Consider the following 16,600-nt stretch of genomic DNA (forward strand, 5'->3'; position numbering starts at 1 on the left):
TCTCAGTCCCATCTCAGCTGCAACGAATCCACCCCGATGGGGTATCCCTGTTACGTGAAGAACCTACTGAGGTACACAGCGGTCGCCGCCCTCGCTGGGCTGGTTCTGAGCGGATGCGGTGACGAGTCCAGCGCCGGTGGTACACCGGCGACCACACCTACGCCCAGTACGCCGTCGGTGACCGAGTCGACGCCGGTCGGGGTCGGACTGCCGATGACGGTCACTCGGACCGGCGGGTTCGCCGGGTTCGACGACCAGGTGCTGGTCGACGCCGACGGCAACGCCACGGTGAGTTCCCGGGGCAAGGAGACGGTCCGGTGCAAGCTCGACCCGACACTGCTGACACCCCTCGCGTCAGCAGCTCAGCAGGTCGATTGGGCCAGTCTGGCCGTGGTCAAGCCGACCGCGCGGCACCCTGACGACATGGTCATCGCGGTGACCGCGAACGGTAAGGTCGCGCGGCTCGACGACCCGAAGCTCAAGCCGCTGGTGGCCCCGGTGGGCAAGCTGCTCACCGAGGCCAAGATTCCCCCCGGGAATCTCTGCAAGCCCCTTTAAGGAACAGTGACGGCGGTGTCGTCGACGACGAAGCTGGTCTGCAGCGACGAGTCTTCGGCACCGAGAAACTTCACGGTGACCGTCTTCCCCTTGTAGGCAAGGAGGTTGAAGGTCTTCTCCGTGTACGTCGTGTTCTTGTTCAGGTTCGAGTACGTCGCCAGCGTGGTCGTCGTACCGCCGTCGACCACCTGCACCTTGAGCGTGTCGTAGACCGTCGAGGTGGTGGTCTCGGCGGTGTCGATCCGGACCCAGAACGACAGCGTCGCCGCCGTCGCCGCGGCCGGGATCGCCACCGACTGGCCGGTGTTCTCGGTGCTGGTGCTGCCGTTGCCCTGCAGCCACGCCTTCCAGGTCCCGGTCCGGGCCGGCTTCGACGTCGAGCTGGTGACGACACCCGACGTACCGGTCCAGTTCACCGCACCGGACTCGAAGCCCGGGTTGGCGAGCAGGTTCGACCCACCAGGGGGCGGGCCGCTGCCGTAGTCCTTCTGCGCGTAGTTCCACACCATGTGGCCGATGGCATCGATCTGGCGATCCAGCGACGTCAGGTCCAGGTTCGTGTTGGTGTCACAGGAGCGGTGGTAACACTTGTCGAAGGCAACGTTCGCCTGACCGCCCCACTTGGTCGCCTGGGCCGAGGTCTTGATCTCCTCGGCACCGGAGAAGGTCCCGGCGGTCGGGAGGCCGAGCGAGCGGAAGGCCGCGTGGTCGGACCGGCCCTGGACGTCGATGTACTCCGTCTGCACGTTCTTGCCGGTGAAGTACGACTTCAGTTCGTCGCGGGCCTCGTTGCCGGCCGCGTTGTCGTCATAGATGAAGTAGCCCGGGTTGGGCGACGCGATCATGTCGAAGTTCATGTAGAGCTCGATCTTGTCCCGCTCGGCGGCCGGCAGGTTGTTCACGTAGTACTTGGACCCGAGGAGACCGAGCTCCTCGGCACCCCAAAAACCGAAGCGCAGACGGTTCTTGGGCGTCTGGCCGCTGGCGGCGTAGGTGAGTGCGGTCTCCAGGACGCCCGCGCTCCCCGAACCGTTGTCGTTGATGCCCGGACCGGCGCTGACGCTGTCCAGGTGCGAGCCGGTCATCACGACGTGGTTCGCGTCGCCGAACGGCCATTCGGCGATCACGTTGTACGACGTACCGGCCGAGGTGGAGAAGGACTGCAACGTGGTGGTGAAGCCGGCCGCGTCGAGCTTGGCCTTCACCCAGTCGGCGGAGGCCTTGTAGCCGGTGCGACCGGTGTAGCGGTTGCCGCCGTTGTTGTTGGCGATGGTCTGGAACTGGTCCAGGTGCGCCTTGGTGTTGGTCGCCGAGATGTCGGGGTCGACCACCGCGGCGGTGGCGAAGGAAGGAGAGCCAGGGACGACAAGCGCGCCGGCGGCGAGTGCGAGGCCGAGAGCGGCTGCAGACAAGGATCTACGCATGGGGACTTTCTCCTTGCTTACAAAGGAAGGTCCGGGGGCGAGCCACGGGCATGGCCCGCCCCCGGACCTCGAGTGTCAGGTACTACTTGTTGCTGCTAGCAAGCAGCGGTACCGGCCGGGGCGTTGATGCCGGCGAACGCGCGCTGCACGGCGAGGCACTGGGCCGAGCCGGCGCCGTACAGCTCCTTGGCGGAGGTGATGGCACCGTTGCGGGCCGCCGCGTAGTTGGAGTTCGAGCTGAGCTTGGTGGTCAGGGTCCGGTACCAGACCTTGGCCGCCACGTCCCGGCCCGCACCGACGAACGTGGTGCCGTTGCAGGAGGTGCTGTTGTAGGTGACACCATTGATGGTCTTGGAACCGGTGCCCTCCGACGCCAGGTAGAACCAGTGGTTCAGCGGGCCGGACGAGTAGTGCGGGTCCAGGTTCTTGGTGCCGGTGGTCCAGCAGTCCTGGCTGCCGCGACCGTCCTTGGACGGCTTGTCCATGTAGCGCAGCGGCGTACCGTTGCCGTTGATGTTGATCTTCTCGCCGATCAGGTAGTCACCCTTGTCGGTGGCGTTGTTCGCGTAGAACTCGACCATGGTCCCGAAGATGTCCGAGGTGGCCTCGTTCAGGCCGCCCGCGTCACCGGAGTACGCCAGCCCGGCCGTGGCCTGGGTGACGCCGTGGCTCATCTCGTGACCCGCGACGTCGATGGCGGTCAGCGGGTGCGTGTTACCCGAACCGTCGCCGTACGTCATCTGGGTGCCGTCCCAGAACGCGTTCACGTAGCCGTTGCTGTAGTGAACCCGCGAGCGAGCGCCCTGGCCGTTGTTGAAGATGCCGTTGCGGCCGTGGACGTTCTTGTAGTAGTCCCAGGTCAGCTGCGAACCGTAGTGCGCGTCCGCGGCGGCGGTCTGACGGCTGGACGCCGCACCCGTGCCCCAGACGTCGTCGGCGTCGGTGAACAGCGTGCCGGTGCCGGAGGTTCCACCGTTCAGGTCCGTGGTGTTGTTGCCACCGCGGGCGTTGTCCTTCATCTGGTAGTTGCCCGCCGAGCCCGACGTACCGATCGAGACCTGGCCGGCGTACATCGTGTTGCCGGTACCGGTCTTGATCTCGTCGTCGGAGTCGAGCAGCGCACCGGTCTTCGCGTCGAAGAACGAGTGCAGCACCGAAGGGGTCTGGTCGGCCTTGACGCCGCTGGTGACGACCTCGTAGGCCAGCACCGGCTTGGACTCGGTCACGTAGACGACCAGGTCACCCTTGTTCGCGGTGGCCTTGAAACCGGCTGCCTTGGCGCCCTTCGCCAGGGCGGCCGCCTGCGACAGCGTGGGCTTGGTGGAGGTCAGCCCCACGCCCTTCGCGTTGCGGTTGTAGGTGATCTGGCTGACCGTGCCCGCGGAGTCCCGCTTGACGATCAGGTCACCACCGACGACCTTGAGGCCGTTGAAGGTGCGGTCGTACCGGACGAATTCGGTGCCGTCGGCATCCTTCACGACGTCCTTGACCTTCAGTACCTCGCCCTTGCCCAGTCCGAGCGCCGCCGCGGTGTTCGCGGCCAGCGCCTGCTCGGCCTGAACGGCCGACGGCTGGTTGAAGCCCGACGCGGGCAGTGGGGCCGAGGCCAGGTTCGCTCCGGCCGGGGCGGCGGCAAGAGCGGCGGCCGCGATGACCGCGATGGCCCCAACAGATGTGACTCGCTTCAAGACAGCTCTCCTCACGTGATGGCCGCTGAATGGGCGCAGCGACCTGATGCGATGGAATTGCACGTCCTTGACACAGGGGAAGGGTGGGGCCGGGAGCCAACGCAGCTCCCGGACCCGGGGTAGCTGGATCAGCTGCCCGCAACCAGGGAGGTGTCGTCGACGACGAAGCTGGTCTGCAGCGAGGAGTCTTCCGCGCCGAGGAACTTCACCGTGACGGTCTTGCCCTTGTACGCCGCGACGTTGAACGTCTTCTGCGTGTACGTCGTGTTCTTGTTCAGGTTCGAGTACGTCGCCAGCGTGGTGGTCGTGCTGCCGTCGACGATCTGCACCTTCAGGGTGTCGTACACCGTGGAGGTGGTGGTCTCCGCGGTGTCGATCCGCAGCCAGAACGAGAGCGACGCGGAGGTGGCGGTGGCCGGGATGGCGACCGACTGGCCGGTGTTCTCGGTGCTGGTGGATCCGTTGCCCTGCAGCCACGCCTTGTACGAACCGGTGCGGGCCGGCTTCGAGGTGCTGTTGGTGACGACACCCGACGTACCGGTCCAGTTGACGGCGCCGGACTCGAAGCCCGGGTTCTTCAGCAGGTTGTCACCGGTCGGCGGCTCGGTGGTACCACCACAGGCGGCGGCGCCGGCCGGGACCGAGATCCCGCTGAACGCGGCCTGGATGCCCTTGCACTCGGCCGAGTCGTTGCCGTACAGCTCCTTGGCGGAGGTGATGGCGCCTTCCCGGGCGTCGAGGTAGGTGCTGCCCGAGCTGAGCTTGGTGCTCAGCGTCCGGTACCAGACCTTCGACGCGACATCGCGGCCGACACCGGCGAAGGTGGCGCCGTCGCAGGAGGTGCTGGTGTAGGTGACACCGTTGATGGTCTTGGTGCCGGGACCCTCGGAGGCCAGGTAGAACCAGTGGTTCAGCGGGCCGGACGAGTAGTGCGGGTCGAGCCCACCGGTGCTCGTGGTCCAGCAGTCCTTGCTGGCACCGTCCTTGGACGGCTTGTCCATGTAGCGCAGCGGCGTGCCGTTGCCGTTGATGTTGATCTTCTCGCCGATGAGGTAGTCGCCGACATCGGTGGAGTTGTTCGCGTAGAACTCGACCATGGTGCCGAAGATGTCGGAGGTGGCCTCGTTCAGGCCGCCCGCGTCACCGGAGTAGTTCAGGTTGGCGGTTGCCTCGGTGACACCGTGGCTCATCTCGTGACCGGCCACATCGATGGCGGTCAGCGGGTGCGTGTTACCCGAGCCGTCGCCGTACGTCATCTGGGTGCCGTCCCAGAACGCGTTCACATAGGCGTTGCCGTAGTGCGTCCGCGAGCGGGCGCCCTGGCCGTTGTTGAAGATGCCGTTGCGGCCGTGGACGTTCTTGTAGTAGTCCCACGTCAGCTGCGAACCGTAGTGCGCGTCGACGCCGGCCGTCTGCCGGTTGGACGCCGCGCCGGTGCCCCAGGTGTCGTCGGTGTCGGTGAACGTCGTGCCGTTCCCCGAGGTGCCGTTGTTGAGGTCGGTGGTGTAGTTCCCACCGCGGCTCGGGTCGGTCATCGAGAAGTTGGGCGAGGTGCCCGACGTCCCGATGCTGACGGTGCCGGCGTACATCGAGTTGCCGGTACCGGTCTTGATCTCGTCGTCCTGGGCGAGGACGGCGCCGGACTTGGCGTCGACGAACGAGTGCAGCACCGAGGGGGTCTGGTCCGGCTTGACGCCGGTCGTGACGACCTCGTAGGCGAGCACGGGCTTGGACGGAGTCACGAAGACGACCAGCGTCCCCTTGTTACCGGTGGCCTTGAACTTGGCGGCCTCGGCGCCCTTGGCGAGCGCGGCCGACTGCGACAGCGTCGGCTTGGTGGACGCGACACCAACGGCCTTGGCGTTGTAGTTGTACTTCACCGAACCGATCGATTCGCCGTTGCGCTTCACGATCAGGTCACCGCCGACGACCTTGAGGCCGTTGAAGGTGCGGTCGTAGCGGACGAACTCGGTGCCGTCGGGGTCCTTGACCACGTCACGCACCTGGAGCTGCTCGCCACTGGCCAGGCCAAGGGCTGCGGCCGTCTGCGCGGTCAGCGCTTTCTCGGCCTGAACGGCAGCCGGCTGGTCGAAGCCGGATGCCGGGAGCGGCGCCGTACGGCCGGCCGCACCGGCGGGCGTGCCGGTGAAGCCCGCAGCCAGTCCGGCTGCTGCGACGATGGCCACCGCCCCTGCTGATGTCAGTCGTTTCAAGACAACATCTCCTCACGGTGTGGTCGCTGTTTGGGCGCAGCGACCAAATTCAGTTGGGGACGCCGGATGCCTGGCCCAGCAGTGCCACTGCTCACTTGTGACACTGCGTGTCAGGACATGCGATTTCTGTTACATCCGACTGAGGGAGGACTCTGGTCTGCGGCGGGCCCGGAGTCAAGCGATTGCCGCGAAATGACAGGGAAAACCCGCATTGACCACAATGGTCAGATCAGCTGCCGACGAAGGACCTCTGAGTCTGAAACGGGCAGTTGGCACGTGAATTTCTGACACACATATGCCACCGCCTGGTTATCAACCAACGAGCGCTCGGCCATCAGCGGTACGGCGAGACCGGGCTCGCCCTGGACGATCGCCGTACCCCATGGCGCGTGGGTGAACGCGGCCTGAAGAAGCTGCGGCGAGCGACCGGCGATCGCGATCTCGAGCGGTCCGGCGGCGATCGTCTCGGCCACCGCGAGCGCCCGGCCGGCGAACCGCGGCGCCCGGGCCGCGATCGCCGCCGAGGCGCTCAGCGCCTGTTCGGCGGCCTGCTCATACCGGACTGATCCGGTCAGGCTCGCCAGCGTCGTGAACGCCTCCGCGGCCAGGCTCACCCCGGACGGGCTCGCGTTGTCGGTCGGGTCCTGCGGCCGCCAGACCAGTTCCTCGGCATCCGCCGCCGTGTCGAAATAGGAGCCATCGGCAACGAACTGCTCGAGAGCCCGGTCCAGCAAGGCCTGTGCGGTCTCGAACCACTCGATCTCGCCGGTGACCCCGAACAACGTGAGGCACCCCTGGGCGTACGCCGCGTAGTCCTCCAGTACGCCGTGCGCCGTACCGGCCACGCCGTCCCGCGAGGTGCGGTGCAGGCGGCCGGTGGCCTGATCGACGTGAACCGTCCGGATCAATTCGGCCGCACCGGCGGCAGCATCGACGTACTCGGAATGTCCTAGCACGATGCCGGCCCGGACGAGCGCGGTGATGGCCAAGCCGTTCCAGGCGGCGACCACCTTGTCGTCGCGGCCGGGGTACGTGCGGCTGCTGCGAGCCTGCTTCAGTTGCTTGCGGATCCGCTGCCAGCGGTCGGCGTCATCAGGGTCCTGACGGAGCTGGAGAACCGAGGATCCGTGCTCGAAAGTCCCGGTGACGTCGCAGAGTTCGACCACCCAAGCGGCGTCCTCCACGGGCAGCGCGGCCTGAATTTCGGCCGGCGTCCAGACGTAGTACCGGCCTTCTTCGCCCTCGGTGTCGGCATCCAGGGCTGACGCGAAACCGCCTTCCGGCGTCCGGAGTTCCGTCAGCAGGAACTCGGCCGTCTCCTCGGCGATCCGCCGCGCCAACGGCTCGCCGGAAATTGCCCACCACTGGGTATAGACGTCGAGCAGCAGCGCATTGTCGTACAGCATCTTCTCGAAGTGCGGAATCACCCACTGACCGTCGACCGAGTACCGCGCGAAACCACCCGCGAGCTGGTCGTACATCCCACCCCGCGCCATCCGCTCGCACGTCTCCGTCGCCATCCGGAGCGCATCCGCCGACCCGGTGCGTCGATGCTGCCTGAGCAGAAAGTCGAGCACCATCGACGGCGGGAACTTCGGCGCTCCCCCGAACCCGCCGTCCACCGGATCGAAGTCCGTCGTGAGGAGCTCAACCGCCCGGTCCAGATCCAGGTCCCCGCCGGCCGCGTGCTGCCGGGCCCCCAACTGCTCGACCACCCGCCGGCCGATCCCGTCGATCTGGTCCCGCTTGCTCCCCCACGCCTCGATCAGCGACTCCAGCACCTGCCGGAACGTCGCCATCCCGTGCCGCGCATCCTTCGGAAAGTACGTCCCGCAGAAGAACGGCTCCGCCTCCGGCGTCAGGAACACCGACATCGGCCACCCACCCTGGCCGGTCATCGCCACCGTCGCCGCCATGTAGATCGCATCCACATCCGGCCGCTCTTCGCGATCCACCTTGATACACACGAAGTTCGCGTTCAGATACTCGGCCGTCGCCACATCCTCGAACGACTCGTGCGCCATCACATGACACCAGTGACACGCCGAGTACCCCACCGACAAGAACACCGGCGCGTCCCGCTCCCGCGCCTCCGCGAACGCCGCCGCGGACCACTCCCGCCACGCCACCGGATTCTCCGCATGCTGCCGCAGATAAGGACTGGTACTCCGACCAAGCTCATTGACGGGGGTCATGCCCCCAACGTTAGGCGGTCTGGGAGAGGGCTACGGAGAGGCCCAGGGCCAGGGCCATGATGACCAGCTCGGTCACGACGATCTGCCAGAAGGGGACGTTGCGTTCGAGCAGGTTGTCGGTGGCCCGGCGGCGGCTCAGGGAGGAGCAGGCGAGGAGGAGGACGACCGCGAGGAGCTTGATGATCAGGAGGACGCCGTACGCGTCGGAGGTGAGGACGTCGAGGACGCCGCCCCAGCCGCCGCCTTTGGCGGCCAGGCGGCCGGCGGCGCTGATCAGGCCGCTGATGACGAGGGCGATCGAGGAGACGTAGGCGACCTGGTTGTAGCGCTCGAGGACGATCGGGAGGCCACCGCGGCTGGCGCGGCCGTAGCGGACGAGGCCGGCCAGGCCGCCGATCCAGGTGGTGGCGGCGATGACGTGCACAACCAGCGCGGCACCGGCCAGGACGACGTACGACTCGTTGCGGGGAAAGGCTGTGACGGCGTTCGGGATGAGGGCGCCGATGGCGACCAGGACGCCGAGCAGGGCGGCTTGGGAGGTCTGGACGCGGCGGATGCCGATGGCCAGGGCGACGACCAGGATGCCGGTGATCAGAAGCGCCTTGACCTCGGGTACGCCGAGGGCGTCGTCGAGGCGGAGGTGGAGCAGGTCGACCGGGGTGTCCAGGATGACCGCGGCGGTGACGACGGCGCCGGCGAACGAGCAGGCGGCCCAGATGATCGCCGAGTTGCTGGCGTCGCGGACCGCACGGCGACCCTGGGTACCGAGCAGGCCGCCTTCGATCCGGAGCAGGACGACGGCGGCCAGGAGTGCGCCGGCGCAGCCGACGGTGGCCAGGGTCGCGATCAGCCGGAGCAGCGGGAGGAGCCAGGCGACGAAGAGGCTCGGGCCGCCGATACCGCCGATGTCATGCGGTTGGCTGCCGGCGGCGAACAGGGCGATCACCAAGGCGATCGTGGCGACGACGACAGCACTGAGCCCACCGACGACCAGACGTCCGGGCATGCGGTGCCTGGCAGCACGAGTGGCACGGGTCGTGCTCATCGCGAGGACCCGTGCCCGGCAAGGGTGGGCACGCGGCCACTATAGGGTCACGTATCGGTGGGCAGCCCAGTCCGACACCATCTCGTGATCCCGGTGCGGCCGTACTGCTCAAATCGTGCTGTTGGCGTTACTTGGGCTCACTCTGCGTCGGGGTCGACGTCGTACCCGCCGTAGGGATCGGCTCGGCAGCGGCCGGGTCCGCAGAACTGCCGGGACTCGCTGGGCCGGAAGACGCTGCTGGAGCGTCCGCGTCGTCGCCCTCGAAGTCGATCTTCTTCAGCTGCTTGCCCATGTTGCGCCACAGCAGCACCGTGGCGGCACCGAGAGCGAGCACGATCAGCAGCGCGACCCAACCGGGACGCACCGAGTTCGGGTCGATCTCGACCGGCGCAAGGAAGGTCATCGCTATCACGCCACCAGTCTCTCATTGATCGCCTCGCCCGCCCTCAGCGGAGCCCCGCGAAGAGGTCGTGCTCCGGAATCTCCGACTCGACCAGACTCCGCGCCAGCTCATAGTCCTCGGTCGGCCAGGCCGCCTGATGGACCTCCAGCGGTACGTCGAACCACGCGCCCTCGGGGTCGATCTGCGTCGCGTGCGCCAGCAGCGCCCGGTCCCGGAGCTCGAAGTACTCCGCGCACTCGACCCGGGTGGTGATCCGGCGCTCGTTCTCCGGGTCCGGCTTCCAGTCCTTCAGCCGGTCCTCGTACGGCGACTTGAGGCCGCGCGCGATCATCGCGTCGTGCAGCGCCTTCATCCGCTCGCGGTGGAACGTGTGGTGGTAATACAGCTTCAACGGCTGCCACGGCGTACCGAGTTCTGGATAGGCGTTCTCGTCGCCGGCCGCCTCGAAGGCCGCCACGGTGATCTGGTGACACATGACGTGGTCCGGGTGCGGGTAGCCGCCGTTCTCGTCGTACGTGGTGACGACCTGCGGACGGAACTCGCGGATCAGCTTCACCAACGGTGCGGCCGCGTCCTCCACCTTCTGCAGCGCGAAACAGCCCTCGGGCAGCGGGGGCAGCGGGTCACCCTCGGGATAGCCGGAGTCGACCCAGCCGAGCCACTCCTGCCGGATCCCGAGAATCTCGCGCGCCGCGTCCATCTCCTTGCGGCGGATCTCGCTGATGTTGGCGAGCACCTCCGGGCGGTCCATCTTGGGATTCAGGATGGATCCGCGTTCACCACCGGTACACGTGGCGACCAGCACCTCGACGCCCTCGGCCACGTACTTGGCCGTGGAAGCTGCCCCTTTACTCGACTCGTCATCCGGGTGGGCATGCACATGCAACAACCGCAACTCTCCACTCACAAGACACAATGGTCCTCCACCGGACCCCAAAACCCACAACCAACCCCCTGGACCCCCGTTGACAGAGCCAGCCAGCAACACCCTCGACACCCGCTACGGGCGCACCGGACGGTCCCGTCGCCCGCTGATCATCGGCCTCGTCGTGGTGATCGCCGTGGCCGGTCTGGGCTGGTTGCTGTGGGCCGCCGTGATCGGTTCGAACCCGCCGGTGACGTCACGGCTGCTGGCCTTCAAGGTCGTCTCCGAGACGCAGGCGACCGCCACGGTGCAGGTCGACCGCAGGAAGTCCGTCGAGGCCACCTGCCGGGTCCAGGCCAAGGCGGCCGACTTCTCGATCGTCGGCGAGCTGACGCTGACCATCCCCGCGGACTCCCCCCGGCACCAGTCGCTGCCGGCCACCCTCACCACCCAGCGCACCGCCACATCGGTCGTCCTGGTCGGCTGTACGACGGCCGACTCGCACCGCCCGCACTGACCTGGAAAACCGCAGGTCAGCGCAGGTTTGCGGCCGAATCGGCAACCGATTGCCGGTTCAGGGTTCCCGGGGTGGAAAAAACCGTCCGGAAAGCGTTCTCCTGGCGTCTGAGAGGCGTGAGAACGGTGGGGTTCTCGGTCGGATCTTGCTAGGCTGGGTGGATTGGTCGCCGTCGACGACGGCGGCCAGCAGCATTTCCTGCCCACCTATCCAACCCCAAGGAGCAGCCCGTGACGCAAAGAATCGAAGAGGCGAGCGTTGTCTGGCTGACACAGGAGGGCTACGACCAGCTGAAGGCGGAGCTGGAGCAGCTGAAGGGCCCGGCCCGGGCCGAGATCACGCAGCGGATCAGTGACGCCCGCGACGAGGGCGACCTGAAGGAGAACGGCGGCTACCACGCCGCCAAGGACGAGCAGGGCAAGATCGAGGCCCGGATCCGTCAGCTCGAGGACATGCTCCGGCGCGCCCAGGTCGGCGAGACCCCGAAGAAGGGCGGCAAGGTCGAGCCCGGCATGAAGGTCTCCATCACCTTCGCCGGCGACGACGAGGTCGAGACCTTCCTGCTCGGCTCCCGCGAGCTCCTGGCCCTGGACGCCTCGGTGGACATCGACGTCTACTCGCCGCAGTCCCCCCTCGGCGCCGCGATCCTCGGCAAGAAGAAGGGCGACAAGGCGACGTACGAAGCCCCGAACGGTACCCCCGTGACGGTCCAGATCGTCTCCGCGGAGCCCTTCACCGGCTGACCCCACCACCTTCGCAGCGCCCCGGTGGACGCCCACCGGGGCGCTCGCCATTTGGTGCCCCTCCCCTCCCCATTTGGTGGCCGTCCCCTCCCCATTTGGTGGGTACACCCATCCCGTGGTGGGTTGGTCAGCCGGAATCCGATGGGCCAACCCGCCATCTCGCGGGTATACCCATCAGACGAGGTCGGCCGGGGTTCCCGTTCGGGCAAATGGGGGTGCGGGGTCGGACGCCGTACGGCGAGACTCCGGTGGTGGACGAGGGCGAGCTGTTCGCGGGGCTGGCGGCCGAGCAGTGGGCCGCGACCTCGCGGGACGATGCGCGGGCGGACGCTGCGTTCTACCGCGACATCATCCGTGCGCAAGGTGGACGCGCGCTGGAACTCGGATGCGGGACTGGTCGACTGTTGCTGACGTTCCTCACTGAGGGCTTGGACGTCGAGGGGTGTGACATCTCGGCCGACATGCTCGCGAGGCCACGCTCGTCGGACTGACGCCGACGCTGTATGAACAGGCGATGCAGGACCTCGCCGTACCGGGGGCGTTCCGCACGATCTACATCCCCTGCGGCAGCTTTCGTCCTCGTGATGGATCGCCAAGCGGCACTCGAGACTCTGCGCCGCTGCCGCAAGCACCTCGAGCCCGGCGGCGTCCTCGTCTTCAACGTGTTCCCGGTGCCGATCAACTACACCGAACCACCCGCCGACGACTTCCCCACCCCGTGGCAGCCCGCGGTCCGCACCGACTCCCCGACGGTCACCACCTGGAGGTCGCCGCCCGCTGGACCGCACTCGACCGCGTCGAGCAGACCTGGCACGAGGAGCGCCGCTACGACCTGTACGACGACGCCAAGCTCCTCCGCACCGAGATCCGCACCGGCCAGGGGCGCTGGTACTTCCGCAACGAACTCCTGTGGATGCTCCAGCTAGCCGGCTTCGCCCCCGCCGACGTCACCACGACCGGCGACCTCACGATCGTCGCCACCAAGGAACTCGGTCAGTAGCGTCACAAACGCCGCCGGCGCTTCGCGGTGGACACCGTGGCCGACGGCGATCTCGTGGAAGCGACCGCCGGGCACCTGGTCAGCCATGGCGCGCATCTGCTCCTGTGGGAACGGGCTGGTCGACCCGCCGCCGACCACCAGCGTTGGTACCCGAACCGCCTTGAGCTCCTCGAACCACCCGGAGCCCGGTGCATTCACCTGGCCGACCAGATCCACCCGCGCCCGCCAGTCGTACCCCAGCGCGCCGTCCGGCCGCTCCGGAGTTGGCCGCTGCTGCGGGAACGGCGGCGGCGACTCAACGAGCACCAACGCACTCACTCGCTCCGGCCGTCGCGCCGCATGCAGGTACGCCGCGACCGCGCCCATCGAGTGACCGACCAGCACCGGCGCCTCCAGCCGATGCTCATCCAGAAACCCGCCAAGGTCGGCCGCCAATAGCTCGAACGAGTACTCGTCCGCCGCCCCGGTCTCCCCATGCCCCCGCTGATCCGGCACCAGCACCCGCCACCGCTCCGCCAGTACGCCGACGATCCCGTCGAACGACGTCCGGTCCGACGTCAGCCCATGCAACAGCACCATCGCCGGCGCATCCGGCCGTCCGTACTCCCGAAAGGCAAGTTTCACGGTGCTGATCTTTTCATTCACGCTCAAGTTGAGTCGAGTCGACTCAACTTAGTTGATACTTGAGTCGACAGCACTCAACTCTGGTTCTACGGTCCCTGCATGGGCATCCTCAGGCACCCCGATTTCCGCCGGCTCTGGGCCGCAGACCTGCTTAGTCAGCTCGGCACCCGGTTGAGCATGATCGCGATCCCCCTGCTCGCCGTACTCACGCTGAACGCCTCCACGCTGCAGGTCTCGCTCCTGCGCACCTGCGAGACCGCGGCCTGGCTCCTGCTCGGTCTCTTCGCCGGTGCATGGGTGGACCGCGTCCGCTGCCTACCAGTGCTGGTGGCTGCGGACCTCGGCCGGTTCGTGCTGTTCGCGTCCATCCCGGTCGCCGCGTGGTTCGGCGTGCTGACGCTCACGCAGCTGTACGTCGTACTGGGGCTGGCCGGTGTACTCACAGTCCTGTTCGACGTGGCGCACACGTCGTATCCACCACGGCTCCTCACACCGGAGCAACTGCTACCCGGCAACGCCAAGCTGGCCGCCAACCACTCCGTGGCCGCAGTAGTAGGCGCCGGAGCCGGCGGAGTGCTCGTCCAGTGGCTCTCCGCGGCCGTGACACTCGGCGTGGATGCTCTGAGCTACCTGTGGTCCGCACTCTGGCTGCGCTCGATCCGTACGCCGGAAGCTCGCCCCACGCCCAACGCCACCCCCAACCTGCGACGGGAGATCGCCGACGGCCTCCGCTACGTCTTCCAGCACCAGCTGCTCAGACCGATCGCACTGAACACCGCCAACACCATGCTGTTCCAGTCCGCCGCCAACGCGGTGATGATCGTGTTCCTGGTCCGCGAGATCCACCTGCAGCCCAGCACCATCGGCATCCTCAGCATGATCGGCCTAGGCGGCGCGATCGTCGCCTCGATGATCACCGAGCGACTCAGCACCCGGTACGGCGACATCCGCCTGCTACTGGTGTCATCCACCGGCATCGGCGTCGCCTTCACCCTGCAAGCCCTCACCAACCCAGGCTGGCAACTCGCCTGGTTCCTCGCCGCCACCCTGCTGGCCGGCTTCAGCATCATCATCAGCTACATCCTGGGCGCCAGCATCCGCCAACGCGTCTGCCCACCACACCTCCAAGGCCGAGTCAGCGCCACCATGAGCTTCCTCAGCTGGGGCGCCGCCCCCATCGGCAGCCTCCTAGGCGGCACCCTGGGCACCGCCTTCGGCCTCCGCCCCACCCTCTGGACCGCCGGCCTAGCCACCCTCACCGGCACCGCCCTCCTACTCCCCCTCCGCACCGCCCGCCTACCCACCCCAACCCCCGAAGCCGGACCCCAGCCACTCACCAACCCCCACAACACCTAACAACCCACGCTCAACCCCCACGCTCCACCCCCCACCCAACGCCCTTACTGAGTGGGAGCGGTCCGCCGCCCCCTCCACCCACCCCACCCATCGCTGCGCTCAGCCGCGGCGGTCCGCTCAGAGCCCCCACCGCCCAACCCAACCTGTGGCAGCACCCCACATGAGCCCCACCACCCCTCCCGACCACCCCCGAGCATTTGAACGGATCTCCCTTCAAGTGGCCCCTTCTCTGCTCAATTTTCGAGGGGAGAACGGGCAAGGTGAGGGGTTATCCGCTCAAATTGCCGCGGGTCGGGCGGCTCGGGCCGGGGCAGCTCGGGAGGTAGTTCCGGGGCGGAGCGGCTCGGGAGGCGGTTCGGGGCGGAGCGGTTCGAGAGGTAGTTCCGGGCGGAGCGGTTCGAGAGGTAGTTCCGGGGCGGAGCGGCCCGGGAGGCGGTCCGGGGCGGAGCGGTTCGGGGCTTCGTCCCACGCACCGTGCTTGCTGCCGCTCACCACAGAGCCCAGCCGCTCGTACTGCGACCGCGTGAGATGTATGGCCGCCGAGGTCCTGAAGGTGTTGCACGCGGCGGGGTTGCCCGAGCTGAACCCCCTGCGCGACCAACGGCCGCGGTTTGGGCAACGGCTCGAAGCCGACACTTCCCCGCCGTGACCACAGTAGGGGCGGCTCCTCACGTGAGCGGCGCCATCACGAGCCGCACTCGGCGAAGGCGCCAAAACGGGGCCGCCGCCGGAGGCGGTGTCCTTTGACGCCGGAGGCGACGTCTTTTGCACCCGCCCGCGACACCTGCACAACGGCCCGGCGCGACGTCTCCCGTCACGACCACGGTGGAAGCGGATCACGTGAGCGGCGCCATCACGAGTCGCACGCGCCGAAGGCGCCAAAGGGGGTCGCCGCCGGAGGCGGTGTCCTTTGACGCCGGAGGCCGTGCCGTTTGGCGGCGGTGGGGGTGGGTTAGTCGGCGGTGATTTGGGCGCTGCCTACTAGGACTTCTACGTCTAGGCCGGCTCGGCCGCGGCCGATCTCTACGTCTTTGGACTGGCCGGAGACGGCGCCGGTCCAGTTGACGCGGCCTAGTTGGGCTTCGGTGTGGACGTGGACGTCGGAGCCGCGGCGCAGGTTGACGGTGGCCATGCCGGACTCGACGCGGACGCGGGAGCGGCCCTTGGTGATCTGGGCGTCCAGGGTGACCGAACCCGCCTGCACGAGTACGTCGATCGGCCCGTTGACGTCGGTCACCTTCGCCGTACCGGCCGTGACGCGCACTCGGGACAGGCCCGGGACGCGCTCGGCGTTGACGCTGCCGCCGGTGACCTCGACCTCGACCTCGAGGTTGGGGTTGACCCGGATCTGCAGCTCCTTGGCGAGACCGTTGACGTGCGCCTTCAGGTCGGTCGGGTTGCGCAGCATGCTGAACCCGTCGATCGAGACGCCCATGTCGCCCTCGCTGTTGATCGCGAGGGTGTCGCCGTCCTTCTTGATCACGTGCGGTCCGTCGACAGCGACGCCGTTCACGGCCGGCTCGCCGATCAGCCGGACCCGGCGGCCGATCGCCCGGATCGTCACCCGCTGCACCCCGGACGGGATCGGGACGGAGCTGTGCTCGATCTCCTCCTCCGGAGCCTCCGCAGCGTCCTCAACCGGAGCAGCCGGAGCAGCCGGAGCGACCGGATCAGCCGGAGCCGGAGCAGCGGGAGGCGCGACGGCCGTCGGCTCGTCGACCGCCTCGGCCCAGGCTGTCGGCGACGGCGTGGTGTCCGCAACCGGAGTGTCGGTCGGCCGCAACGCGGAGATCAGGGTCGTGGCCTCGTCCGGCGACAGATGCCCCTTGGCCACCCGGTCCAGGATGTCCTTGACGCGCCCGTCGTACTCACCTTTGTTACTCATACCCCCAAGTCGACCACTCCGGAGGGTGCAAACCAATACGGGATAGCCCCGGGCCGGCCCCGAACATGACTGCGGGTCCCGGCG

Annotated in this window: 15 protein-coding genes; 6 read left to right on the forward strand and 9 right to left on the reverse strand. The window is 67.7% G+C overall.

Translation table 11 applies throughout. From position 1 onward, the window contains the following. Positions 1 to 54 precede the first annotated feature (54 nt). Positions 55 to 558 carry a hypothetical protein gene (locus ACIA49_RS18410; RefSeq protein ID WP_396378382.1) on the forward strand — a complete coding sequence of 168 codons (504 nt, stop codon included), beginning with the start codon at positions 55 to 57 and terminating at the stop codon, positions 556 to 558. Here ACIA49_RS18410 and ACIA49_RS18415 read toward each other — a convergent pair. From ACIA49_RS18415 to mca, 7 genes are all read right to left on the reverse strand, one after another. Then, positions 555 to 1,982 (reverse strand): M28 family metallopeptidase, encoded by a 1,428-nt coding sequence (locus tag ACIA49_RS18415; protein WP_396378383.1) that lies wholly within the window; start codon positions 1,980 to 1,982, stop codon positions 555 to 557. The genes ACIA49_RS18410 and ACIA49_RS18415 overlap by 4 nt on opposite strands. Positions 1,983 to 2,077: 95 nt before the next feature. Further along, a complete protein-coding gene (locus ACIA49_RS18420; protein WP_396378384.1) occupies positions 2,078 to 3,670 on the reverse strand; it encodes a M4 family metallopeptidase in 1,593 nt (530 codons plus the stop codon). Between the two features lie 128 nt (positions 3,671 to 3,798). Further along, positions 3,799 to 5,856 carry a M4 family metallopeptidase gene (locus ACIA49_RS18425; RefSeq protein WP_396378385.1) on the reverse strand — a complete coding sequence of 686 codons (2,058 nt, stop codon included), beginning with the start codon at positions 5,854 to 5,856 and terminating at the stop codon, positions 3,799 to 3,801. Positions 5,857 to 6,107: 251 nt separating this feature from the next. Next, on the reverse strand, positions 6,108 to 8,078 hold the full coding sequence (locus tag ACIA49_RS18430) for a thioredoxin domain-containing protein (RefSeq protein ID WP_396378386.1): 1,971 nt from the start codon (positions 8,076 to 8,078) through the stop codon (positions 6,108 to 6,110). 10 nt (positions 8,079 to 8,088) lie between these two features. Continuing rightward, positions 8,089 to 9,123 carry a CopD family protein gene (locus ACIA49_RS18435; protein ID WP_396378387.1) on the reverse strand — a complete coding sequence of 345 codons (1,035 nt, stop codon included), beginning with the start codon at positions 9,121 to 9,123 and terminating at the stop codon, positions 8,089 to 8,091. Positions 9,124 to 9,250: 127 nt separating this feature from the next. Further along, positions 9,251 to 9,526, reverse strand: coding sequence for a hypothetical protein (locus ACIA49_RS18440; RefSeq protein WP_396378388.1), 276 nt, complete (start codon positions 9,524 to 9,526; stop codon positions 9,251 to 9,253). Positions 9,527 to 9,569: 43 nt separating this feature from the next. Then, entirely contained in the window at positions 9,570 to 10,433 is an 864-nt protein-coding gene (gene mca, locus ACIA49_RS18445) for a mycothiol conjugate amidase Mca (RefSeq protein ID WP_396378389.1), read from the reverse strand. 58 nt (positions 10,434 to 10,491) lie between these two features. Between mca and ACIA49_RS18450 the strand changes: the two genes are divergently transcribed. The 4 genes from ACIA49_RS18450 (at position 10,492) to ACIA49_RS18465 (ending at position 12,651) form a co-directional block, all read left to right on the forward strand. Further along, a complete protein-coding gene (locus tag ACIA49_RS18450) occupies positions 10,492 to 10,908 on the forward strand; it encodes a DUF4307 domain-containing protein (RefSeq protein WP_396378390.1) in 417 nt (138 codons plus the stop codon). A 230-nt stretch (positions 10,909 to 11,138) separates the two neighbouring features. Beyond that, positions 11,139 to 11,651 (forward strand): transcription elongation factor GreA, encoded by a 513-nt coding sequence (greA, locus tag ACIA49_RS18455; RefSeq protein WP_391546178.1) that lies wholly within the window; start codon positions 11,139 to 11,141, stop codon positions 11,649 to 11,651. 209 nt (positions 11,652 to 11,860) lie between these two features. Then, positions 11,861 to 12,142 (forward strand): class I SAM-dependent methyltransferase, encoded by a 282-nt coding sequence (locus ACIA49_RS18460; protein WP_396378391.1) that lies wholly within the window; start codon positions 11,861 to 11,863, stop codon positions 12,140 to 12,142. 227 nt (positions 12,143 to 12,369) lie between these two features. After that, positions 12,370 to 12,651 carry a hypothetical protein gene (locus ACIA49_RS18465; RefSeq protein ID WP_396378392.1) on the forward strand — a complete coding sequence of 94 codons (282 nt, stop codon included), beginning with the start codon at positions 12,370 to 12,372 and terminating at the stop codon, positions 12,649 to 12,651. On the opposite strand, the gene ACIA49_RS18470 is transcribed toward ACIA49_RS18465, so the two are convergent. Next, entirely contained in the window at positions 12,574 to 13,275 is a 702-nt protein-coding gene (locus ACIA49_RS18470; protein WP_396378393.1) for an alpha/beta fold hydrolase, read from the reverse strand. The genes ACIA49_RS18465 and ACIA49_RS18470 overlap by 78 nt on opposite strands. A 99-nt stretch (positions 13,276 to 13,374) precedes the next feature. Between ACIA49_RS18470 and ACIA49_RS18475 the strand changes: the two genes are divergently transcribed. Continuing rightward, on the forward strand, positions 13,375 to 14,631 hold the full coding sequence (locus ACIA49_RS18475) for an MFS transporter (protein WP_396378394.1): 1,257 nt from the start codon (positions 13,375 to 13,377) through the stop codon (positions 14,629 to 14,631). A 952-nt stretch (positions 14,632 to 15,583) separates the two neighbouring features. Here ACIA49_RS18475 and ACIA49_RS18480 read toward each other — a convergent pair. Continuing rightward, entirely contained in the window at positions 15,584 to 16,516 is a 933-nt protein-coding gene (locus ACIA49_RS18480; RefSeq protein WP_396378395.1) for a hypothetical protein, read from the reverse strand. Between the last annotated feature and the right edge of the window lie 84 nt (positions 16,517 to 16,600).

The sequence above is a fragment of the Kribbella sp. NPDC051587 genome (assembly GCF_044453945.1).
Lineage (GTDB): Bacteria > Actinomycetota > Actinomycetes > Propionibacteriales > Kribbellaceae > Kribbella.